The organism is Mesorhizobium sp. M0983, assembly GCF_040318975.1.
GTDB lineage: Bacteria > Pseudomonadota > Alphaproteobacteria > Rhizobiales > Rhizobiaceae > Mesorhizobium.
Window position 1 is genome coordinate 23,151 of the sequence record NZ_JAMYNH010000032.1, and the last position, 22,031, is coordinate 45,181.

The following is a 22,031-nucleotide window of genomic DNA, read 5'->3' on the forward strand; positions in this document are numbered from 1 at the left end:
GCCGCCTTCCTCGTTGTCTTGAAGAACTGCTGATCAGTTGCCGGGATAGGCCGTACCGGTGCCCAGGAAACGCTTCGTCGTCTCGCGGGCGGCTTCCTCGGACTGCGCCTTGCGGGCAGCATCTTCGGCTTCAGCCCGGAACTGGGTCGCGAGCAGCGTCTGGATCTGGATCTGCTGCTTGGTCGAAAGCGCGATCAGCTGATTGGTGGCCTGGCTTGCCTCAAGGGCACCTGCCGCGCCCTGACTGCGGTTGACGAGATCGGTAAGCAGGTCGCCGTCGGCCCGCACGTTCTCCACGATCTGCGACTGCGCGCTCATGGTTTGGCGGAACGCCTGCATGGCGTTTTGCCAGCGCTCGCGCGCGGCGCTCGCCACATCGCTGACCTTGATTGTGGCGTCGTAGCTTTCCGGATATTGCACACGCCACTGGTTCTGAAGCTTGTCGAGATCGAAGCTCAGGCCGCTGGCCTGGGTCATCAGGCCGTCGATCCGTTGGAGCGAACCTGTGAGCTGGCCGACGGAAGAAAAATCCAAGCGCTGAAGATTCCGCGCCATGTTCTGCAGCATCGTCGCCTGGTTCTGAAGCGACTGGATCTGGTTGTTTATCTGCTCCAGGGAACGTGCCGCTGTCAGCACGTTCTGCGTATAATTCGACGGATCGAACACGATCAGGGCGTGGGCCGGCTGGACGTAATCGGCCATCGGTTTTGCGATTAGGGAAACGGTGATCAGGCTGGTGAGAAGGCGGCGCCGCATCATGACGATTGCTCCTTATCTGGTTGAGGGAATTGCTGGAGAAGCTCGGCAGCCCAATCGAGGCCGCGCGCACTCAGGAACCGGGAAGCAAAGCTGTCCTGCCCGTGCTCTGACAGGGCGCTGTCGATCAAAGCTTGCGTGGCCGGATCAGAGGCGCCGCAGAGCGCAAGACCGATCGGGCCGAGCCCGAGCTCGAAGAGGCGGTTGCCGCGGCGCGACTGCAGATAATACTGGCACTTCGGTGTGGCACGGGCGACCAATTCGATCTGCCGCTCGTTCAGGCCGAAGTGCTCATAGGCTGCCCGCGCCTGCGGTTCCACGGCACGGTCATTGGGGAGAAAAATGCGCTGTGGGCAGCTCTCGATGATCGCCGGCGCGATGGAAGAGCCAGCGATATCTGCAAGTGACTGCGTGGCGAAAATGACGGAGACGTTCTTCTTTCGCAGCACCTTCAGCCATTCGCGGATGCGGGCGGCAAAGAGCTGGTTGTCGAGATAGACCCAGGCCTCGTCGAGCATCAGCAGTGTTGGCCGGCCGTCGAGCCGCTCCTCGAGGCGATGGAAGAGATAGGTGAGCACCGGCAGCACGGCGCCTTCCTGGTGCATCAGCTCTTCGGTCTCGAAACACTGCACATCCGACAAAGCCAGCCGATCTTCATCGGCATCGAGCAGCCGGCCGAAGGGACCGTCGAGCGTGTAGGGCATTAACGCGGCCTTGAGTCCATTGGACTGAAGCAGAACCGACAGGCCCGTCAGCGTGCGTTCCCGCACCGGCGCAGTGGCAAGGCTGATGAGTGCCGACCAGATCGCCTCCTTTACCTCCGGCGTAACGGTGACATTCTCATGGGCAACGAGGCCGGCGATCCATTCCGCCGCCCAGCTGCGAGTAGCCTGGTCGCCGATATTGCTCAGTGGCTGGAAGGCAAGCGCACCATCCGCGCCCAGAGCGTGGTGTTCTCCGCCCATGGCCAGTGTTGCCGCACGAGCCGAATTGCCCTTGTCGAAGACATAGACCTGCGCCCCGGCATAGCGTCGAAACTGCAGAGCGACTAGCGCAAGCAGAACCGACTTGCCGGCACCGGTCGGACCAACGACCAGCATGTGGCCGACATCGCCGACGTGGGTGGAAAGCCGAAACGGTGTCGACCCGTTGGTCTCTGCGAAGAGAAGCGGCGGGGATTCGGTCCCAGTCACGTTGGTGAGATGCTCGTTATCCACCGGACCGGCCCACGCCGACGACAGCGGCATGACATGGGCAAGATTCAGCGTGTGAACGAGCGGCTGGCGAACGTTAGCGTAGACATGACCGGGCAACGAGCCGAGCCACGCCTCGACCGCATTGATGCTTTCACGGATCGTGGTGAAGCCGAGCCCATTGACTATGCGCTCAACCGCTCGGAGCTTTTCCGCGGCGGCCTGTCGGTCCTGGTCCCATACCGTCACCGTTGTGGTGAGATAGCCGAAGCCGACGTGATCGCCGCCCAATGCCTGAAGGGCGGCATCCGCATCGAGCGCCTTGTTGTCGGCGTCACTATCGACGAGAGGGACGGGTTCGTTGGTCACGACCTCGCGCAGGATGGCTGCGACCGATTTGCGCTTGGCAAACCACTGACGGCGCAACCGGGTCAGTGTCTTTGTGGCTTCCGTCTTGTCGAGCGGGATGAAGCGCGTCATCCAGCGGTAGGCGAAATCCTGATGGTTGAGCGCGTCGAGGATCCCTGGCCGGGTGACGTTCGGGAAACCAAGGATGGTGAGGGTGCACAGATGCTGCTCACCCAGCATCGGCTCCAGGCCGCCGGTAAGCGGCGCGTCAACCAGAACACCGTCGAGATACATTGGCGTTTCCGGCATGGCGACCGGATGGCGGTAGGTCGAGATTGTGCCGTGCAGATAGGTTAGCGTCTCGGCATCATCGAGGGCGCGCACTTCCGGCATGAAGCCGGACAGCAAATCCAGGACGCGGTCGGTCTCGTCGCGAAACCACGCCAGCTCCTGGCGCCAGTCTCTAGCCCCTCCCGAGTGATGCGAGTCGACCAGTGCGCTTTCCGCCCGCGCCTGGCCATCTGGCGCCGGCATGAAGACCAAGGTCAGATGATAGCGACTCTCGAAGTGCGCGACCTTGCCCTCGAAGGCCGCGCGCCGTTCCTCATCGACCAGCCATGAGGCAGCATCGGGAAAAGCCGAGCTCGGATAGCCCAGCGCTTCAACGCGCTCGGCCTCGAAAAACAACCCCCATCCGGAGCCCAACCTTCGTAGCGCATTGTTGGCTCGTGCGCAGATGCCGACCAACTCGGCTTCGGTCGCGCTTTCAAGGTCGGGGCCACGGAACCGGAAGGTTCGCTGGAAGCTACTGTCTTTATTGAGCACGATGCCGGGCGCGACCAAAGCGGCCCAGGGCAGATGGTCGGCAAGCCGATCGGCTTTGCCGCGATACTCCGAAAGGTTCAGCATGCAAGCCACCCCTTCAGGCGAAGATGACGGACAAGCACGCTGGCGAAGTCCGGATCGCGGCGAGCGGCAAAGACCGCGAGGGTGTGGCCGGCGATCCAGAGCGCCAGTCCGGCGATCCACTGCTGCAGGCCAAGGCCTATTGCCGCGGCCACCGTGCCGTTGAGGATCGCCACCGCTCGCGGCGCGCCGCCCAGCAGGATCGGCTCAGTCAATGCCCTGTGAACGGGGACTTCGAAACCCTCGACATGCTGCTCTCCGGTGGCCATCAGACGAGTGCCCCGCCGCCGAAGGAGAAGAAGGAGAGAAAGAAGCTCGATGCCGCGAAGGCGATCGACAGGCCGAAGACAATCTGGATCAGCCGGCGAAAACCGCCTGCCGTGTCACCGAAAGCAAGGGTCAGGCCGGTGGTGATGATGATGATCACCGCGACGATTTTGGCGACCGGTCCCTGCACGGACTCAAGGATCTGCTGCAGCGGCTGTTCCCAAGGCATGCCGGAGCCCGCTGCGTGGGCCGGGACGGTGAGAAGAAACGCGAGCGCGGTGGACGAAAGGAAGCGAAGCTTCTTGAGCATGAGGTGGACCTTTCAAAACTGCTGGAGTTGCGGAAGTGTGAGCGGGCTGACGGCGTAATCACCGCTGCTGTCGAGACCGGTGACCTCAGCGATCGCGTCAATGCGGCGCGAGGATCCGCGCCCAGCGATGAAGACGATCAGATCTACCGCATCAGCGATGAGGCGGCGGGGAACGGTGACGACGGCTTCCTGGGCGAGCTGCTCGATACGGTAGAGAGCGGAGCGCGCCGAATTGGCGTGAACCGTCGCGATGCCGCCGGGATGCCCGGTGTTCCATGCCTTCAGCATGTCCAGGGCTTCCGCGCCCCTGACTTCGCCCACGATGATGCGGTCGGGTCTGAGCCGCAGGGTCGAGCGCACGAGATCGGCGAGCGTGACCGCCCCCCGCCTCGTCCTCAAGGCAACGCAATCCTTCGCCGCGCATTGCAGTTCGCGTGTGTCCTCGATCAGGATCACCCGCTCGTCGCAATCGGCGGCTTGTGCCAGCAGCGCATTGGCAAGTGTTGTCTTGCCCGACGACGTGCCGCCGGCGACCAGGATGTTGCGCCGCTCGCGGACCGCCTTCTTCAGCGCATCGGCCTGCAGCGGCAGCATGACCCGGTCGGCGACATAGTCGGCCAACGTGTAGAGTTTCGCCGCAGGCTTTCGGATGGCGAAGCATGGCCCCAGCACGACAGGCGGCAGCAGACCCTCGAAGCGCTCGCCCGATGGCAATTCGGCGCTGACAATCGGATTGTCAGCATGCGCCTCGGCGCGCACGTGGGAGGCGACCAGGCGGATGATGCGTTCGGCCTCAGAAGGATGCATGTGCACGCCGGTGTCGACCCGGCCTTCACCCAACCGGTCGAGCCGCAGCGCACCGTCGGGATTGACCATCACCTCAATGACGGTCGGATCGGCAAGGGCTTCGGTGATCGCCGGACCCATGGCGGTGCGCAGCATGACGCGGCGGCGATGGTCGGCTTCCGGATGAGAACTCATCCTTCCCCTCCCCTGCGATCGTCGGTGCCAAGTGACCGTTTCCCGGAAGCGATTTGGCGGCCGACCTGTTCAACGAATTTGTCGAAGCGCTCCTGGGCAATCGCTTGCGTGGCCCTGTCCGGCACCGGCGTGTGAGCATGAAGCGTGATCGAAAAGCGGATGAAGAGCGCCAGGCTCTCCAGGATCATCTCGACATCGCGCCTGACATGTCCGAGGTCGCGGGAAAGACGGTCGAGCCTCTTGCCGTAGCGCTGGTCGAGTTCATTCTCCCCACGCTGCTCGATAAAGGTCTCGACCGCGTGCGCCACAATGGCCGATTTGGTGGTCGATGGATTGCGGCTGAGGTTCTCCAGCTTCTCGCTCAACTCGGGTTCAAGCAAAAACTGGTGACGAATGCGGTGGGGCTTCATGCTGCTCGTTCCCTCTGACCGGCGCTGATGCACCGGCGACGGGAACGAGCATCGTCGAGATCCTCGAAATCGCTTACTGCCGTTATCTACGCTGAGATGCGCCCGCGTATGGCGCGCCGTTCAGAAGCCGGGCACGATGTCCTTGTCGTCGCCCATTCCCTCGTTGAGGCCGTACGCACGTGCGGCGGTGGAAATCCGATCCATGACGCGCTTGTCGGCGAGCGTCTCGCAGTCATCGTCTGCGGGCGTGAACAGATCGCCCTGATCAGGCTCCTGGACGACGAGGGTCCGTTCTTCGCGCAGGCCCGGATGGCGCTGCTGCTGGACACCTCCGTCTTCGATTGCCGCGCCGGCACTGTCGTCATCGCCAGCAAGACGCCGATCCACGCCGCGCACCTGTCCGCTCCAATCGTCCGGGCGCGACGTGGGCCGATCCGCGTAGGCACCGTCGCGCAGCACCGGCGAAGGCAGCACTCGCTCCGTGAAATTCGGATCCTGGTAATAACGCAACTTCTTGGCGCGAATCGGCGGCAATCCCGAAACCAGGATTAGTTCGTCAGCCTGCGGCAACTGCATCACCTCACCCGGGGTCAGCAGGGGGCGAGCAGTCTCTTGGCGGCTTACCATGACGTGGGACAACCAGGGCGCCAACCGATGGCCGGCATAGTTGCGCATCGATCTGAGTTCCGTCGCGGTACCGAGCGCGTCCGAGATGCGTTTGGCCGTGCGCTCGTCATTTGAGGAAAAGGCAATCCGCACATGGCAATTGTCGAGAATGGCGTTGTTCTCGCCATAGGCCTTGGAGATTTGGTTCAACGATTGCGCTATCAGATAAGCGCGGATGCCGTAGCCTGCCATGAAGGCGAGCGCAGTCTCGAAGAAGTCGAGCCGACCGAGCGCCGGAAATTCATCCAGCATCATCAGGAGCTGATGCTTGCGGCTCTTCTTTGGATCGCCCTCCAGGCGCTCGGTCAGCCGCCGGCCGATTTGATTGAGCACCAATCGCACCAGGGGCTTAGTGCGCGAGATATCCGACGGCGGCACGACCAGATACAGCGACATCGGTCGCTCGGCATCCACAAGGTCGGCAATGCGCCAGTCGCAGGCCGATGTTGCCGCGGCCACCGTTGGATCACGATAGAGCCCGAGAAACGACATGGCGGTCGAGAGAACGCCTGAGCGCTCGTTCTCTGACTTGTTCAGCACCTCACGAGCCGCCGAGGCCACGACCGGATGGACCTGGGGCTTGTCCACCGTGCCGAGGTGGTTTGTGGTCATCATCCGCTGCAGTGTCGCAGCGAATGAGCGTTGCGGGTCCGACAGGAAGGTGGCGACACGGGCGAGTGTCTTTTCCTCTTCGGCGTAGAGCACGTGCAAGATGGCGCCAACTAGGAGTGAATGACTGGTCTTCTCCCAATGGTTCCGCCGCTCCAGCGCGCCTTCCGGATCGACGAGAATGTCGGCGATGTTCTGAACGTCGCGGACCTCATCTGGACCTTTGCGCACTTCCAGCAGCGGGTTGTACCGCGCCGATCTCGGATCGGTCGGATTGAACAAGAGACAGTGCGAGAACTTCGACCTCCAGCCAGAGGTCAGCTGCCAGTTCTCGCCTTTGATGTCGTGAATGACGGCCGAGCCGGTCCAGGAAAGAAGGGTTGGAACAACGAGTCCGACGCCCTTGCCCGAACGTGTCGGCGCAAAGGCCATGATGTGTTCTGGTCCGTCATGGCGCAGATAGCGATAATTCAGTCCGCCAAGGAAAACGCCGGCCGGCTGAAACAGCCCCGCCTTCTCGATTTCCAGCTTCATGGCCCATCGTGAGGACCCATAGGTGGTGACCAACCCCCGCTGCCGTGCGCGCCAGAGGGACCCAGCTATCGCGGCGGCACAGCCCAGGAACCCGCTGGCTCCGGCAAGTATGCCAGCCTTGTCGAAGACTTCAGGCGCATAGGCGTCAAATTGGAACCACCATTCGAACAGTTTCCACGGCTGGTAGATCGGCCAGCCGACTGTCACAAACCATGGCGCGCCGAGTGGCGGCTGATAGGAGAGCATGTGGGCGCACCATTGGGTTGCAGTCCACACGCCAAGAATGACAATTGCGAATACGACAACGATCTGCCCAATCAGCAACTTCGTGGGTGTCAATGGCTTGCTCCGCTCTTCTGGCCAGACGGACCAAACATCGCGCCGAGCGATGAGAATTCGAACGGCCGCTACGTGCGACTAGGTGCGATAACAAGGTTGATAGGCATTGTTCAGCTGCGAACAGCGAAAATCCGCCGCAGCAACCGATCGGCGGTGCCAGGTACGCGGTTTGGTCGCAGAAGATGTTGGGGCTTCAGGCGCGGGCACATTGAAGATGTGCTGACAGACAAACCTTTGGAGCCGACGCGTTTGTGCGAGTAGCGAGCTGAAAGGCTCGGCGAGAAGTCGTCGTTCTCAATCGGGCGACGGGGGATAAATCGGCGAAGACGGCATAAGGCAGGATGGGCCAGACCGCCGACGGCAACGTCGTAGCCAAGGGCTTGGAGCGGATAGCGCCTGGCCGGGAGGCCGCCGCCAGTCAGGCTTACGCGGCGCGTCGTTGAGCGAGGTGAAGACCCGAACGGGCTCGACGAGGGTCCACGGCGGTCACAATGTTGTGGTGGTGATCGCAGTAGACGCGATCCGGCGAAGTTGGCCCAGCACAAAAACGATAACCGCCAGGTACAGAAGCGTCTTCGCTTACCGGGAAGCGGCACTGATAGAGGCCTAGCTGAATGAGGGGGACGTCTCTCGAAGTTGGTCTGATATTTTCAGGCATGATGGTTTCCTAGTTCGTAGCAATTACCAGCTGACGGCCGCAGTGCGACCCGTCGGGACGAGCTTCTCTCGTTTTGAGGGCTATGGATCACCATATGGTGTTGGTAGCACCATCAATGAAGCCCTACGCCCTGCTTCTGAAGCCAATAGTTTGCGACTTAAGGCCACACGCGCGAACGCATTAGCAATCTACCATCGTGTCCCCGAGGCACTCGCCCGCCGCGGTTTGCCGGCGGCGGGGTCGCACTGGCCTGTGGGGCCCTAGGCCCACTCGCGGCGCTCGCACTCGATCTCGGTGCGGGTTTCCCGTGTCTCATCGCCCTGTCAGCGCCTTGCAAATGAGCGAAACCAAGCTGTCGCGCGCTCGCTCGTGGAGTGCGCCTTTCGGCCGCCATGCAAGGAAATCATCAACGCTCATCCAATCAGCCGGGTTTGTGTCGGCGTCTGGCTGGCTGAATTCCACATACAAATGCAGTTCGTCCGGCACGAAGACGACCCTCCATAATCCTTTGACGTCATTGGCAAGGTTGTAGGCGAGGACGGTCATGGCGGGGCACTCCTTTCGCCCTGGAACGTGCCTATCTCACGGGAAGATTCCATCACCAGAAGTTAGTATTGACGCTCGCGCTTTCTCAGAAATCCGACGTCCGCGTGATGCCGAAAGGTGCAGCTAGCTTTTTGTGTATCTCGATGGAACACGGGACCGCCGCGAAAGTTCGGTGCACGCAGCGAACCCTCCCCTCCAGGTATTGCTGCAGATCGGTATCCCGATCGGCCCGCGCTCCCGGCAAAGGCGCGGGCCTCGGCCTGTGGTACTCATGCCCTCCACATCGATCCGCAAGATGGAATATGATCTGGATAGAAGGACCCTCTCGGTGTGGTTCGTCGCCAGCGGTAAACGGTACGAGTTTGAGGGGGTACCGCCGGAAACCTTTGCCGCGTTCCGGGCCGCGTTCGCCAAGGGCCGCTATTTCAACGACCACATCCGCAACCATTTCCGCTACCGTCTGGTTGCGAGCGATAGCGACCCGGGATGACCTGACCTGCCGGCGGCTCAATCGTCCTGTCGCTCCAACCGGCGGTTGGTGGACGCGTTGCCGCCGTTGCGCTTAGGGTTAGTTACGGTCCGCGCTCACTTGGCAAGCCCAACCCCCCGCATCCCCCCGCCTGGTGCAAAGCGTTTGATCGGTCCCGCCGTTCTGGCAGTGCGGCGGGACTTTTTTGCGGCCCAGGTGGAACATCGGCGCGCGGGGAAGGCGCGGTGCACGCAGCACCCTTTTCTCATCCAACGTACGTCGGTGGCGCGCTGAAGGGTCTCAACGTCGGTCTGCCGCCGGAGCTCAACTAGCTGGACTATTGCTCGACCGGAAGCGGCTCGTGCTGCGGCTCAGCGTGGTGGAACACCTGTCCAAGATCGCGCGCGTCGAACGTTTGGCCGCAGACTGGGCAGTAGACCAAGTGCTTCGACTCGTCCTCTACCGGCCCGTCATGCGGCCTGCCCTCATAGCCTGTCGCGATGTTGTCGGTTCTAATCCGGGGCAACGACAAGTGCCTTTCGTCGTTTTGGCGGCCGATATTTCTCCATTAGCCGGACCTTGTCACGGTCGACCGTGACCAATGGCCCGAGGTCGATCGTCACGGTGTCCTCGTCGATGCGCGTGACCTCGCCTTTCAGGTCGATTTGCTGGCCTCGGTTCACCTTGGTGTGATCGATGATGGAATGTGGGAACTCGTAACCTGGGATCGAGACCCTTACGCGGTCCTCTGTTACCCGCGTCAGAACCGTGGCCATGATGGCCACTGGTCGCCAATGCCTGTCCGCGAGCCATACCATGGATTCTGGTGCGGGCAGCGTCTTCTTCAAGAGGCTTCTAATATACGCCGTCCTAATACGACCGGAGTTACAAAATTGAACTTCATCGGGGAACACTCCTTCTGTCTGCCTGTTGGATTTGCCAGCGCATCCCGCGCATTCAGACAGGAGAAAGAAGATGAAACGCATCCTTTTGGCTTCGGCCGTGCTGGCGCTGTCGGCCGGGCTTTCCTTTGCCCAGACGACCAGTGGAACTTCGAGCGGAACCTCGACCAGCGGAACCTCGACCACGACAACCATGCCCAGCACGACGGATCAGGGCACCGGCACGACGAGCAGCGGGACCAACATGTCCGGCGATCAAGGCACCGACACGACCACCACCAGCGGCACCACAAATCCGAACTCGGCCAGAGACTGCGCGCCCGGCCAGCAGACTGGCAGCGCTCAGCAGGCGGCGCCAGGTCAGCAGGACACGGCAGCCAACACCGCCGCGCCAGGCCAGGTGAAAAAGACCGACGAAGGTTGCTGATTGGCACATCGGCCCACGTTGGAATCACCAGTGTGTGGCTGGCTGGTCTCCCCCGACCACCGGCTAAGATAAACTCGGCTGGCGAGCAAGTTGCCGCCAGCCGAGCATCAGTCCAGGAACGTTTGCGCTTGCTTGTGCTTTCAGTGGGGCACGCCCAGCTTCTGTTTGCTTTCGGTCAGATAGCGTCGCTGGCGTCTTCGGACTACCGGTGAAGCAAGTCTGATGTGCGCCTATCGCGACCCCGCTTCACCTGCCGTCCAGCCGTTCGCGCATTCGCGATCGTCGCTCTCGGCAACAGGCGGCGCCCGCGGCCAGGACGTGTCGCATGAGCGCGCTGTCGAAGGAGGCGCCCAGCAACATTGCGCGTGAAGCCACGCGGGCATCCGATCGATCGCTAACCTTTCTCTGCAATGAGCGCCTTGTCGCCGGCGATGGGCCTCCGGCTCTTACGCATTATGGAGATCACATGTTGGTCCCGGCACCCGATGCCGGGAGCAGGTCTGCTTCGGAGCGTCGTGACAGAACTGGGCGACATAGTTGCGGTGGAGTAGGCGCCGTCGCCCTGGATGAACAACAACTGTCGCATGCGGTGCATACGTTGTCGAAGCTTTCGGTCGGCCGCGGCCGCATCGACGACGACCACAACGGCATCAAGTCGTTGCTGAAAGCCCGCAAGGTATCGTCAAGACATAGCGTGCCGGCGAAGATCCGCCCTCGCGACAGGGATTCGTCAGGCCGATCGGTCGGCAACGCGACCGGCCAGATGAGCGAGAGCTTACCCTCGGTGCTGGTCTCGACCCGGCTCGTATAGAGGCCTGAAGGGACATCTCCAAACGCTCATCGACGGTCGTCGATCACTGCCGACTACGAGTCGAGGTCGTATGGCTCGTGCCTAGCTCGTTGTGATGAAGCGCCTCTGCCATACACCTGATGTCGAACGCTTGGCCGCACGCCGGGCAGAGGACGAAATTACTCCTCCTCCCGAAGTGGCGATGCATCGTGGTCTTGGGGGATGACGATGTCATTGTCGCCAGGCACGGACTCTTTGCCAACCGCACATTTGAAGGCTATGCTTCCCACATCGGCCGCCAGCGCGTCGGACGCAGCCGACAGTAAGAGGTACGTGCTCTTGCCCGCATGGGAGAGAGAGCCATGCCCCAATCCCTTCTTCGCAACCATGTATTGAAAACCCTCTCCTCGGAGGATTTCGCGCTTTTGAGGCCATCACTGCATCACGTCGAACTCAACATCAAAGACCAGCTGGAAGTCTCTTATCAGCCGATCGAGCGTGTGTATTTTCCAGAGATGGGCATCGCGTCGGTGGTCGCTACGATGACCGGAGGGCGGCAAAGCGAGGTCGGCATCGTCGGCCACGACGGCATGACAGGAGTTGCCGTTATTCTCGGCCAGGACAAGTCGCCCAATGAAACCTATATCCAAGTCGCAGGTAATGGCTGGATCCTCCCGGTTGAAGCTCTTCGCTCTGCGATTGCGGATAGCCAATCCCTTCGCGAGTCACTGCTTCGCTATGCCCACGCGTTCCTCATCCAGTCGTCCCGGACGGCACTGGTCAACGGCCACTCCAAAATCGAGGAGCGCTTGGCCCGCTGGTTGCTGATGGTCCAAGACCGCGTCGAAGGAAATAAGATCTACCTGACGCATGAATTCCTGGCGACAATGCTTGGTGCCCAGCGCCCCGGCGTTACCACGGCCCTCCAAATGCTTGAATATCGGGGGCTGGTTCACGCCAAGCGCGGCGAGATCACGATTATCGACCGCGTTGGAATGATACGACTCACGCATGGTGCTTACGGGGAGGAGGAGCAAAGTCACTTCGGCCTAGCCTCCGCCTAACTGTCCTAAATCAGACAAACCCTTGCAAGCTACCGAATTCGTGCCGTAAATCGTGTGGGTCAGGGTTCAGGGAGGAATTCTCGATGACCACCACTTTTGACACAGTCACGGTTGAAAGAGCCGCCGAAGCCTATGTTCTCTCCAGAGGCAAGGCTCACTTCCTTTCGATAGCACAGGCAATCCGCGCCATCCGAACACTCATGCCCGCATGCAGGGCCACCGACCGCGAGCTGGAGGAGCTCTTGGCGGCAGCATCCATTATTCACGGTGTGCCAGTCGCTTTCGACTTAAAAACAGCCGTGGCCGCAGAACCACGGCTCCATTCATAGGGCCGGTGATGCCTGCGCTCGCGCAGACGCCTACCTTATCGGACGTTCGCCAAGCGATTGTCCGCCACCTGATCGACAACATCGGCAGCCCGAGCATTTCGATATCCGAGGTTAGCCACACCGTGAGGAGAATGCTTCCCTTTTGCGAACTCACGGACTGGCAACTTGGCGATCTCATTGCGCGAAGCGCGATCGATGCGGGATTCACGATTGAATCCGACGGGGTGGGTCCCGAAAACGCATGTCGAGGCTCAATAGCGGAACAGCCGCATTAGCCATGTGGCTCCCAATCACGGACGGTCAGGTTGTGGCCCACGTACAGCCGCCAGGCGGCAACGCGCCTGATATCGCACTTCGAGATCAACTCGGCCGCTTCCTGTTAGCCGGAGTTGCAAGCGGCCCCGCTAACAATCGTGGTTGCGCCTTTAGGGCATCGTGGTTCAGACCGCTGGCGGATTAGAACTCATGTTGGCTTTGCGATCGGCTCATCGCTGCCGACAATCGGTGACCTATATAAAGGGGCATGTCCACGCGCCGAAAAATCAATGCAACAGCGAAGCTGATTGGAGAGTGGCCTTTAACCCCAGCTGCAACGTTTGGATCGTCCGTCAGAGCGAGGGGTATTTTTCTCGAAATACGCGCCCGCCTTCCAACGGAGTTCAGGAAACTGCTCAATATCGAGTCCCGCGTGCTTACCCTGCGCCTGTCTGAGGGCGCCGAGAATGATGTGCAGGTGGTATTCGGGATCGTATCCAAAGCACTGCATAATATCGAAGACCTGCCCGTAATCCCCCGTGAAATCGAGGACATTCTGACGATCTCGACGGCCGAACGGCACCGCTGGTTGAAAGATGGTCGCTTGCAGAGCGCCGGGACGAAAACGGTGAAACTCCGCGGGCGGGCAAGGAACATCACCTTTCACGTGTTCGACCCGCAGCACGTGGAGGATGTGCTTGACCGCGACCTGGTTACGGTCTGGCGCGAACAGGACGCAGCGACAGCTGCAGACAATAGGCGGCGAGCCGCGGGGAAGGCCGCTATGAAACGTGCTCAAAGAAGCGGTCGCGGAACTGCAGCTTCAGCTGCCCATGGCCCCGATGAGAACTCGCACTCCAGTTTGCGCGGCTGGGAAGATTTTGAGAATGACGGACTCCTGCGCTGATAGGCCGGGCGCACAGGCAGGTTAAAACGTTTGCCTGCGCCGTGCGAGATGCGCAAGGAGGGCCGTCAAACGCATCGCGTTCAGGACCCGCTTCGCAGGGACACCGCCCTTGCGCGCCATCTCGACACCCCAATGCATGTGGTCGAGCTCGCGAATCGAATGAGCGTCCGGATTGATGCTGAAGATGCAGCCCTGATCGAGTGCCTTTTGATGCCAGCGCCAGTCGAGGTCGAGTCGCCACGGATGTGCGTTGATTTCGACAGCGACGCCGTGTTTCGCACACGCTTTGAGGACTTTGTCGACGTCGAGATCATAACCGGGCCGGCGCAACAGCTGGCGACCGGTCATGTGCCCGATGATTGCGATCGCCTCAATGATACGCTCCGTCTGTTCCTTCTTGGGCAACTTGAAGCGGCTGTGCACGCTCGCGACGACGAAATCGAACTGCTCCAAGATATGATTCGGGTAATCGAGCGAGCCATCTGCCAGGATGTCCGCCTCGATGCCCTTCAGTATGCGAAATTTTCCATTGTATGCCTTGTTCAGCCGGTCAGCTTCGCGGTGCTGTTGTACCCATCCGGTGAAGGCTTCACCGGATGGGTACGGCGATGCAAACACGCATCGCGAGGTCCCAGCAAGGCCACGTTTGGTCCCCTTCATCAGCTCCTCCCCGGCTGCCTCGGCGTTGTTGACGTTGCGGATGATCCCGGGACGCTCGGTCTTGACCGGGACCGGAGGGTTGAACCAGTGGCGGGCCATGCGGTCACTCTTTGTCGACCTTATCAAGTTCCTCCAGCAAATACCTTCGCTCAGCCGGCAGCTCCCGTTCTACAGGCAGCAGGTTGCGAAGGTAATTGCGGATTACCTCTAACTGTTGAAAATGGGAAAATAGCGCAGGACGGCGCGCTTTGTTGCGATGCCACAGTGACTGAAGTTGGCTGACAGCTACTCGCCACAGTCGAAAGCCACGCAGAGGCCCATGGCAGTTGCTGCCTCGACGATCGCCTCGGTTAGTTCTTCGTCGGAGGCCACCAAATAAGGCGCAGCCTCCCGCGCTTCGCGTAGCGCCGCTTTTATCGAGACCGTGTCGCGACGGTCCGCCCTGTTGAGGAGTACAGTGATTGCTTGCTCTAGAGTACGCATCCGGTGAAGACCGCAGACGTGCGCATCCGGCAGCCAGGAGAACCTGAGCACCGGAGTGCTGGGGTCAAGCTTTCTTTGGGGAGACGCGATGATATTCTTCGAGGAGGAGTTTGACCTCCTCGATGCCTTCATCGGTGAAGGCCAAGATCCCGTCGTCATCGTTGGCGCCGTAGACCCAGATGACGCCGTCCTCGGGCTCGAGACCGAGGGTCAGGTCCTGGATGAGCGCTTCGCTGACGCCGAGGTCCCTGGCGACACGATCGACGGTGTAGACGTGATGCACCTTATTGCGCTGCATGATCAGGCCGCCGCTGGTTGGGTCCGCAATTTTGCGGATCTCCAATTCCACGGCAGCAAATCATCGATCCGATGGGCCGGATAGGCGGGCAGTCGGGCGAGGACGTCGGCGAGCCAGGCCTGCGGGTCGATATCGTTCAACTTGGCGCTGACGATCAGGCTGTAGAGAACGGCAGCGCGCTGTCCGCCGCGATCGGAACCGCAGAACAGCCAGGACTTTCTGCCGAGAGCGATGCCGCGCAGGGCTCGCTCGGCTGCATTGTTCGATAGGCAGATCCGCCCGTCGTCGAGGAACCGGGCGAAGGATGACCAGCGGCGCAGCATGTAGTTGAAGGCCTTGGTCAGATCATGTCCGCGCGAGAGCTTGTCGCGCGTCTCGATCATCCAGGTCTCGAGCTCCGCGACCAGCGGCAGGCTCCGCTCCTGGCGCACGGCGTGGCGTTGGGCCGGCGACAGGCCGTTGATCTCGCGCTCGATATCGAACAGGGCGTCGATGCGCTTCACGCCTTCAACCGCGAGCGGATAGACCAGGTTGGGCTTCTCGCCGTGCGCCTTCTTGCGCGCCGCCGCTTCGATATCGGCCAGCTCGAACACTTTGCGCCGGCTGTGGGCCCAGCAGCTGGCTTCCAGAATAGGCGCCGGCTGACGACCCGTCGCATAGAGATCGCCATAACCACCAAAGGCATCGGCCTGCAGAATGCCGCTCCAGCCGGCGAGATGCGTCGCGGGATGTTCGCCTCGGCGATCGCGGGAATAGTAGAACACTGCCGCCGGCGGATCGGCGCCGCCGAACGGTCGGTCATCGCGCACATAGGTCCATAATCGGGCGGTATCGGTCTTGCCCTTGGCCAGGACCGGCACCGTCGTGTCGTCGCCGTGCAGACGCGAAGCGGCCAGCACATGGGCTTCGAGCTGCTTGAACAGCGGCATCAGCGCCGCGGCGCCGGCGCCGACCTGGTCGGCGAGCGTCGACAGGCTGAGCGGCACGCCTTCGCGGGCATAGCGTTCGGCCTGGCGGTTAAGCGGCTGATGCTGGCCGAACTTCTCGAACAGGATCATCGCCAGCAGGCCGGGACCGGCCCAGCCGCGCGGGGTGGCGTGGAAGGGCGCCGGAGCCTGGCTGATCGTCTCGCAGTCGCGGCAGGTGAACTCACATGGGCCCGTCAATGTAAAGCGGGTTCAAAAACGCATGTTCGGCACTCCCATCGATCCAGTATCCAGGCTCGAGCTCATCATCTGACTGGAGCACTTCCACCAGTCCAAACTCACATACGGTCGCCGCTTTTTATCGGCCGCACCAAAATCCCTCTTTCGTAGGCGGAGGCTCGGTAGGACAAAACCCTTCTTCTCGTCGGCGCGTGACGCCACATTCACCCTTCGGTTTGTCCTGTCTGGATCTGCCCGCACCACTGCGGGAGATTGAGGCGATTTTCATCAGTCAGGCCGCCTTCAGCTTTGCGCCTTCAATGACCACTCCATGAACGGCATATTTCCAGAGAGCTACAAGAAGCTTTCTTGCCAGCGCGACTATCGCGGTTTTCTTCCCACGCCCCCCGTTTCGTTGCACGCGCTCCATGAACCATGTGCTGAGGGCCGAATTCGGCTGATGGTGTAGCCATAGCCATGCCAGCTGGATCATGACTGTCCGAAGTCGCGGGTTACCAGCCTTCCCGACACCTTGTTCATGATCTACAGAGCCACTCTGCCAAGGGGTAGGCGCCAGGCCAGCGTAGGCAGCGACTTGGCGGCGATTATCGAAGCTGCGGAAGAGCCCCTCCGACCAGAGAACCGCAGCGACTTCAGCACCAATACCCTTAAGCTGCACGATCATGGACGCCGGGTTCGGCATAGAGTCGCTCACGACATTGAGCAACGCGTCCCGTTCTGCTTCAACCTCCTTGATCTGTGCGAGGAGGATTTCGAGACGATCAAGTTCCCGTAAAATCTGTGCTTTAACTTGACGTGGCAGCGGGTGTCCGTCGCCCGTTCGCAGTTCCTCCAGTCGAGCGCGGCGATTTCGGTAGATCGGTTCGTAGTCGCCAATTCCTTGTGCGAACAGCAAGCCTTTGATCCGGTTTACGTGCAGGATTCTCTCTGCGATCAGCGTCTTTCGCTCTCGGCAGATTCGACGACGATCCTCTTCATCACGAGTGGGAACCCTGACCATCGCACACACCCTTGGTTCACCTCGCTTGTAGGCCAGAAGCGTCCGCACCAAGGTTTCCCCATCAATTTTGTCGGTCTTCGCCCGCCGATGTTTTCGGGACGTCAGAACCGAAGCAGGATCAACTACCCAGCTTTCTATTCCATTCTTCTCAAGTGTGCGGTGGATCCAGAATCCGTCGAGACCGGCTTCTTGGATAACGACCACGGGATACGTTTTGCCGGTGCGCGATCGCCCCTTCTGTTGGAGTTCTGCGAGCCTTTTCAGGAGATCCGCAACATCGCCTCCCAGAACTGAGTGCTTCGACATTTTCTCTCCCCCTCCCGGCGAAAGAGATGTGATCAACCACCGTGTTCTGCTCAATTCCAGCGACACGAAGATCGCGCAGAGTTCGGTGCGAATGGCGATCGAAGTTTCAAATTGACCGGTTTGCATGCCTGGCTCCCGAGTGGTGTTTGTAACAACCACACATTCGCAAGAGCGGTGGCTGCTATCCAGTCGCCCATAGGATCTTCTCCCGCACGTGCTGGATCACCTTCCATTGCCGCGGCACCACCTCCAGCGTCTCGGTGATATCCTCACCCAGCTTGCGCAGCCGATGACCGCCGCAGCAATGGCAAGCGGCCGGCGCCGGCTCGACCACGCGTTCGCGCGGCAGATGCTCGGGAAATGGCTGGCGCGCCGGTCGCTTGCGCATGTAAGGCGCCACCTCGGTGGTCCGGGCCGCGGCCTGTTCGGCGGCGATCTCGTCTTCCGTCGCGGTGCTCTCGAGTTCCTCGAAGGTGAGTTCCATCTGGTCGTGCAGGCGGGCTGAGCGTTCAGAACTCTGACCATGCAGCGCCCGCTGCAGCTTCCGGATCGTCAGATGCTGATGCGCGATCAGCGCCGCATCATCCGATGCCTTGGCCCTGGCGACCGCCAGTTCGGCCTCGACCAGCGCAGCGCGCGCGGCCTCGTCTTCGGCTCTGGCCAGCGCCGAGGTCAGCGCTGCTCTCAGCGCGCCAATATCGTCCGGAACAGCATCCTGGGCGGTGGCAACCATGCCCTGGAGTGAATCATAAAACGCGTCCGCTGACTCGCGGAAAATGGCGCAAACTCAAAGAAAAACTCAGCCCGCGCGCTGCGGGCGGAACGTGTGAAGCGGGTTGCGCCAATCGATCCCGTCGAGCATGTAGGCGAGCTGCGCCGGTGATATGGAAACCGTGCCGTCCGCCGGCGACGGCCATAGAAACCGGCCCTTCTCGAGCCGTTTTGCATACAGCGACATGCCGAGCCCATCATGCCAGATAATCTTGATCAGATTGCCGCTGCGGCCGCGGAAGACATAAATATCGCCGGCATGCGGGTCCCGGCCCAGCGTCTCCTGAACCTGCAGAGCGAGGCCTTGCATCCCGCGACGCATATCGGTCCGGCCGACCGCCAACCAGATCCGCACCTGGCTCGGAACCGGGATCATGAAACGCCCAGCGCCTTCACCATCGCTGCCGCCAGTGTTGGCGGCGTGGTCAGCGGAATCCGCAGCCGCACCTTGCCGGCGACCTCCAGCTCGATCACCGCTGGGGATGCCGCCGGCCGCGAAACGGCGACAGGCTCATCGGGAGCCACGACAACTTCGGCAAAGCCCGTCTCGCGGGCTCTCACCGTGCGGCGCCACTTATAGATCAGGCTGGTCGCGACATCGTACTGACGCGCTACCGCCGCCACTGTGGCCCCGGGCGCGAATGCCGCGGCCAGTATCCGGCACTGATCCTCTTCACGCCAACGACGACGACGCTCAGGCCCGGTCAATAACGTCACATGGCTCATGCTGTGCTGCTAACTTCGCTCGTAAGGGCGACCTTAAGAGCGCAGCCTCGCTACCGTGCCGTCCTCTCGCAAGGCGGCCTTCGCCGGAGGGTATCGCTCTAGAAGCGGACCGACCCTTTGCGCGACGCTCATCCAGCCCTCCCCAGGGACACGCCGAAAGGGAATCTACTCACTTCCTGACCGACATCAACGCCATGTACGAATCGTACAAATTGGCACGGTGCTGGCCGCAACAGTCAGCAATTTTTTTAGCTAGAGTTTCTGATCGGGTGATCGGATAATTGGCTCGCGCGAAGACCCCCTCTCGACCTATAGAGCGCGCTTCGATCCACCTTTCGTCCATAACCTAGGTGCTGTCGGTCCTGCCGTAGACTGAGGGGAGAACCAGTGGAGAGCCATGCGGCTATTCGCGAAGATCGAACCCGACAAACAGGCCAAAGGCTGGGGCAATCTCGACAATAAGAGCGACCAGCTCGCAGTCACTTTCCATCAGATGCGGCCCGTCTCGGCGCACCGCTGCGATGGTCTCTTTGACGGAGATGATTTGGCCGCGACGGGCTTGTAAGATCAGCTCTTCAACAAGCTCATGTGCAGTCACTTTGCGGGGTCGGCAGTTTGTCCAAACGTTCATACCAAGCCTCCCACCTCAGCGAGAACCCACGCGGAACATTCATGATCCTGCCGGGTAAAATCAAGAAGAATGTTTGATAGACTTCTGAGTGGGACTCGGAGGGACAAGCCACGAGGCGAGCCTCTATACTCTTTGGACCTGACGCCCAGCCGGCCCGCTAAGGGACTTCTTCCGTCGGCCCCTGTTTGGCCCGATCAATAGCCGCAAGTAATGACTGTAGGGTTGGCGGCAGTTCTGGTTCGACCCCCAGATTTAAGAACGTTTGTACGTTATGACGATAGCCCTCGGAACGGATCAGTTTCCGAAACGCTTCGGAGACAGACTGATGGTCTGCTTTGTTGCTGGTTGTCATCGGGAATTCCGTCCCAATCAGCCGCAACTCGCCCGCAACGAATGGGTTCCATAAGGACGTTGGAATATTTACTACAAATTTCTGAGCGGGAGATCGGATAACCGGCTCGCGCGAAGACCCCCCGTGCCACCTTCGTTTGCCGCAGCATTACCCTCGCTCTTTGAACTGAAGATTCGTGTCGGTCTGGCGTCGCCGGCCCAGTTCAACCCGCGCGACGTCGTTCAAAGCTGGGGGGATCGATCTTCATCAAGCGGTCTGCGGCCTCCACCGCAGTTCGTGTCCTGCTGCACAGCGCGAGATTTTCGGCCAGCATTTCTTCAGTGCGTTGAAGCGCGAGCTCGGTCCGGTGGATGCGCTGCCTGGCGTTGGCAACTTCCGATGTCAGAAGGTCGGCCACCATCCCGTGGCCGTGGGGTTCCAATGTGTCCATAGGTTTCTAATACACGGGGGCCGATATCGTTCCCTGATGTCGGGCGAAACGGCGGGCCGCAGAAAAGCGCGATTGGCCGAATGAGCAATGCGGTCCCTGTCAAAAACAGCGCCGGAAACAGGCGAACGGCTTCGGCCGCTCTACATCCACGGGCAGAGGCGATCACGGTCCAGAGGGCCATTGATCTGTTCAGGGCACGACTACAACGTAAGCGACGACACACTCAGGCGGCTGGTTATCAAGCACCGTCCTCACAACCAGACAATGCCCGGTGCTCCGTGGAGAATAAGCGCTCGCGGTTTGGTTATGGCGCTCGCCGGCGATGATGACGCGCTTGCGCGGTTGAGGCAGGACGATCGCGAGCACCCGGACCTAACTCGGTATTTCAAGCGGCTCGGCATCCCGCGACCCTGACTTGCTATCAAAGTTATGGTCGCGGCGACTGTCTAGAGTAGACATTAAGTAGATGTCGCGGCCCGACAGAGCCCCACACAAGAGCGAACCGTTGCTGCCTTGCGCATCGCCCTCTAGGCCGCCGGCGTCGAGTTCATCCCGGAGAACGGCAGCCGCGCCGGCGTGAGGCTCCGCAAACCTTAGGCCGTAGACTCGTTACTGCGCAGCCACACACCTGCTTTTCGCCATCGGACGAAGCGGTTGCAACAGGTGGTGCGCGGGCTATAGCTCTGAGGCAGGTCGCGCCATGGAGCACCGGAGCGCAGCACTCAGAAGATGCCGTTCAGCACGCGCCGATCATCAACACGCGGCACACCTCTTGGCTTGTTGGGTAGACGCTTTATTCCATTGCTGTCCATTGTCCAAAAAGCGCTGTTAACCAAATTTTCTCACCCGCCAATGCTTATTCGCGCGACTGAAAGGGTGAGGTGATCGATGTGTGATTCAAACATAAGCGCGTTTCCGCTGCATCGGCGGCGGAAGTTGGTCGAAGGGATCGCCCGGGTCCTGGAGTTCAAGAACGGGGAGGACGCGAACGCCTTCTGGCGCAACACCGCCAAGGCAATTCTCGTTCAACTGTCCGAATCAGGAATTGCACCCGGGGTCGCCGAACAGGAAGTTGGAACGCTTCTTCATGCTGTCTTGGGCGATATCGCCACCCGCAGTGCTGCGAAACTTGCACAATAGCATCGGCCGGCCGGCGTACTGATGGCAGTTGAGATGCTCAGGTCGTTTGCAGGCTTAGCCACCACAAACTATTGGTCGATCGATCCATGGACTTGCCAATCGCACGGGGACGAACGCTGCGCCCGCGGCAGCCCGACTGCCAATTCTGTTCAAGGCCGGAGTACGAGCCGGTTATTCGGAAGCTTTGGGGGGAACGGGCTGAAGCGCGCTAGGTCGTTTTGCCATTGTGGCTACCTGCGCGTTGCACAGCCTAGGTACCAATGAGCGAGACTGATGGCAAAAGAGAATCTCCCCTAGAAGGGCGTTGGTGCATCGGTCCGGACTTGAGCGGATGTCGATCTTTGAAGCGGCAGACTATGCCGTGGCCGCCTTGCGGCGGGCGGATTTCGGGCGTGCGCAGGC

The 22,031-nt window shown here is 60.9% G+C and carries 24 protein-coding genes and 3 pseudogenes; 7 read left to right on the forward strand and 20 right to left on the reverse strand.

Going from position 1 to position 22,031, the window contains the following annotated elements:
• Positions 1 to 33 precede the first annotated feature (33 nt).
• From trbJ to NKH71_RS30565, 8 genes are all read right to left on the reverse strand, one after another.
• The gene (gene trbJ, locus NKH71_RS30525) at positions 34 to 759 is read right to left on the reverse strand and encodes a P-type conjugative transfer protein TrbJ (protein ID WP_352691358.1); all 726 of its coding nucleotides are present in this window, start codon (positions 757 to 759) and stop codon (positions 34 to 36) included.
• Positions 756 to 3,206, reverse strand: a complete 2,451-nt coding sequence (gene trbE / locus NKH71_RS30530; RefSeq protein ID WP_352895897.1) for a conjugal transfer protein TrbE — start codon at positions 3,204 to 3,206, stop codon at positions 756 to 758. Before trbE ends, trbJ begins: the two co-directional genes overlap by 4 nt.
• Complete coding sequence (locus NKH71_RS30535) at positions 3,200 to 3,472, reverse strand: VirB3 family type IV secretion system protein (RefSeq protein ID WP_352571685.1); 273 nt, start codon at positions 3,470 to 3,472, stop codon at positions 3,200 to 3,202. Before NKH71_RS30535 ends, trbE begins: the two co-directional genes overlap by 7 nt.
• Positions 3,472 to 3,780, reverse strand: coding sequence for a TrbC/VirB2 family type IV secretion system protein (locus NKH71_RS30540; protein WP_023680310.1), 309 nt, complete (start codon positions 3,778 to 3,780; stop codon positions 3,472 to 3,474). Before NKH71_RS30540 ends, NKH71_RS30535 begins: the two co-directional genes overlap by 1 nt.
• 12 nt (positions 3,781 to 3,792) lie before the next feature.
• Positions 3,793 to 4,761, reverse strand: a complete 969-nt coding sequence (trbB, locus tag NKH71_RS30545; RefSeq protein WP_352895899.1) for a P-type conjugative transfer ATPase TrbB — start codon at positions 4,759 to 4,761, stop codon at positions 3,793 to 3,795.
• Entirely contained in the window at positions 4,758 to 5,171 is a 414-nt protein-coding gene (locus NKH71_RS30550) for a CopG family transcriptional regulator (RefSeq protein ID WP_352704243.1), read from the reverse strand. The genes trbB and NKH71_RS30550 overlap by 4 nt, the downstream gene beginning before the upstream one ends.
• A gap of 120 nt (positions 5,172 to 5,291) precedes the next feature.
• The gene (locus NKH71_RS30555; RefSeq protein WP_352895902.1) at positions 5,292 to 7,319 is read right to left on the reverse strand and encodes a conjugal transfer protein TraG; all 2,028 of its coding nucleotides are present in this window, start codon (positions 7,317 to 7,319) and stop codon (positions 5,292 to 5,294) included.
• Positions 7,320 to 8,289: 970 nt separating this feature from the next.
• On the reverse strand, positions 8,290 to 8,523 hold the full coding sequence (locus NKH71_RS30565; RefSeq protein ID WP_352718503.1) for a hypothetical protein: 234 nt from the start codon (positions 8,521 to 8,523) through the stop codon (positions 8,290 to 8,292).
• A gap of 271 nt (positions 8,524 to 8,794) precedes the next feature.
• Between NKH71_RS30565 and NKH71_RS30570 the strand changes: the two genes are divergently transcribed.
• The gene (locus tag NKH71_RS30570) at positions 8,795 to 9,013 is read left to right on the forward strand and encodes a KTSC domain-containing protein (RefSeq protein ID WP_352895904.1); all 219 of its coding nucleotides are present in this window, start codon (positions 8,795 to 8,797) and stop codon (positions 9,011 to 9,013) included.
• A gap of 491 nt (positions 9,014 to 9,504) precedes the next feature.
• On the opposite strand, the gene NKH71_RS30575 is transcribed toward NKH71_RS30570, so the two are convergent.
• Positions 9,505 to 9,768, reverse strand: coding sequence for a hypothetical protein (locus NKH71_RS30575; protein WP_352895906.1), 264 nt, complete (start codon positions 9,766 to 9,768; stop codon positions 9,505 to 9,507).
• Positions 9,769 to 9,967: 199 nt separating this feature from the next.
• Here NKH71_RS30575 and NKH71_RS30580 point away from each other — a divergent pair, with 199 nt between their 5' ends.
• The 5 genes from NKH71_RS30580 (at position 9,968) to NKH71_RS30600 (ending at position 13,666) form a co-directional block, all read left to right on the forward strand.
• On the forward strand, positions 9,968 to 10,321 hold the full coding sequence (locus tag NKH71_RS30580) for a hypothetical protein (protein WP_352823067.1): 354 nt from the start codon (positions 9,968 to 9,970) through the stop codon (positions 10,319 to 10,321).
• A gap of 598 nt (positions 10,322 to 10,919) precedes the next feature.
• The gene (locus NKH71_RS30585; protein ID WP_352571680.1) at positions 10,920 to 11,132 is read left to right on the forward strand and encodes a hypothetical protein; all 213 of its coding nucleotides are present in this window, start codon (positions 10,920 to 10,922) and stop codon (positions 11,130 to 11,132) included.
• A gap of 341 nt (positions 11,133 to 11,473) precedes the next feature.
• A complete protein-coding gene (locus tag NKH71_RS30590; RefSeq protein ID WP_352895909.1) occupies positions 11,474 to 12,175 on the forward strand; it encodes a Crp/Fnr family transcriptional regulator in 702 nt (233 codons plus the stop codon).
• A gap of 83 nt (positions 12,176 to 12,258) precedes the next feature.
• Positions 12,259 to 12,504 (forward strand): hypothetical protein, encoded by a 246-nt coding sequence (locus tag NKH71_RS30595; RefSeq protein WP_352479079.1) that lies wholly within the window; start codon positions 12,259 to 12,261, stop codon positions 12,502 to 12,504.
• Between the two features lie 523 nt (positions 12,505 to 13,027).
• Entirely contained in the window at positions 13,028 to 13,666 is a 639-nt protein-coding gene (locus NKH71_RS30600; protein WP_352895912.1) for a hypothetical protein, read from the forward strand.
• A gap of 21 nt (positions 13,667 to 13,687) precedes the next feature.
• Here NKH71_RS30600 and NKH71_RS30605 read toward each other — a convergent pair whose 3' ends face one another.
• The 11 genes and pseudogenes from NKH71_RS30605 to NKH71_RS30655 all read right to left on the reverse strand — a co-directional run.
• A complete protein-coding gene (locus tag NKH71_RS30605) occupies positions 13,688 to 14,425 on the reverse strand; it encodes a PHP domain-containing protein (protein ID WP_502900435.1) in 738 nt (245 codons plus the stop codon).
• A 448-nt stretch (positions 14,426 to 14,873) separates the two neighbouring features.
• Positions 14,874 to 15,107 (reverse strand): hypothetical protein, encoded by a 234-nt coding sequence (locus NKH71_RS30610; protein WP_023731894.1) that lies wholly within the window; start codon positions 15,105 to 15,107, stop codon positions 14,874 to 14,876.
• Between the two features lie 2 nt (positions 15,108 to 15,109).
• Positions 15,110 to 16,258: pseudogene (tnpC, locus tag NKH71_RS30615) on the reverse strand (IS66 family transposase); the annotation flags it as partial.
• A gap of 286 nt (positions 16,259 to 16,544) precedes the next feature.
• Positions 16,545 to 17,705: an IS110 family RNA-guided transposase gene (locus NKH71_RS30620; protein ID WP_352856067.1), complete on the reverse strand. Its 1,161-nt coding sequence runs from the start codon at positions 17,703 to 17,705 to the stop codon at positions 16,545 to 16,547.
• Positions 17,706 to 17,781: 76 nt separating this feature from the next.
• A pseudogene (locus NKH71_RS30625) lies at positions 17,782 to 18,312 on the reverse strand (IS66 family transposase); the annotation flags it as partial.
• A 66-nt stretch (positions 18,313 to 18,378) separates the two neighbouring features.
• Positions 18,379 to 18,726, reverse strand: a complete 348-nt coding sequence (tnpB, locus tag NKH71_RS30630) for an IS66 family insertion sequence element accessory protein TnpB (RefSeq protein WP_023680052.1) — start codon at positions 18,724 to 18,726, stop codon at positions 18,379 to 18,381.
• Positions 18,723 to 19,076, reverse strand: coding sequence for an IS66-like element accessory protein TnpA (tnpA, locus tag NKH71_RS30635; RefSeq protein WP_031239744.1), 354 nt, complete (start codon positions 19,074 to 19,076; stop codon positions 18,723 to 18,725). The genes tnpB and tnpA overlap by 4 nt, the downstream gene beginning before the upstream one ends.
• A gap of 403 nt (positions 19,077 to 19,479) precedes the next feature.
• The gene (locus NKH71_RS30640; RefSeq protein WP_352818989.1) at positions 19,480 to 19,707 is read right to left on the reverse strand and encodes a hypothetical protein; all 228 of its coding nucleotides are present in this window, start codon (positions 19,705 to 19,707) and stop codon (positions 19,480 to 19,482) included.
• 157 nt (positions 19,708 to 19,864) lie between these two features.
• Positions 19,865 to 20,059, reverse strand: a complete 195-nt coding sequence (locus NKH71_RS30645) for a hypothetical protein (protein ID WP_352776793.1) — start codon at positions 20,057 to 20,059, stop codon at positions 19,865 to 19,867.
• Positions 20,060 to 20,261: 202 nt separating this feature from the next.
• On the reverse strand, positions 20,262 to 20,489 hold the full coding sequence (locus NKH71_RS30650; protein WP_352895916.1) for a hypothetical protein: 228 nt from the start codon (positions 20,487 to 20,489) through the stop codon (positions 20,262 to 20,264).
• Positions 20,490 to 21,103: 614 nt separating this feature from the next.
• Positions 21,104 to 21,301, reverse strand: a pseudogene (locus tag NKH71_RS30655) (transposase); the annotation flags it as partial.
• A 76-nt stretch (positions 21,302 to 21,377) separates the two neighbouring features.
• Between NKH71_RS30655 and NKH71_RS30660 the strand changes: the two are divergent.
• Entirely contained in the window at positions 21,378 to 21,629 is a 252-nt protein-coding gene (locus NKH71_RS30660) for a DUF6074 family protein (RefSeq protein ID WP_023722593.1), read from the forward strand.
• Positions 21,630 to 22,031: the final 402 nt, after the last annotated feature.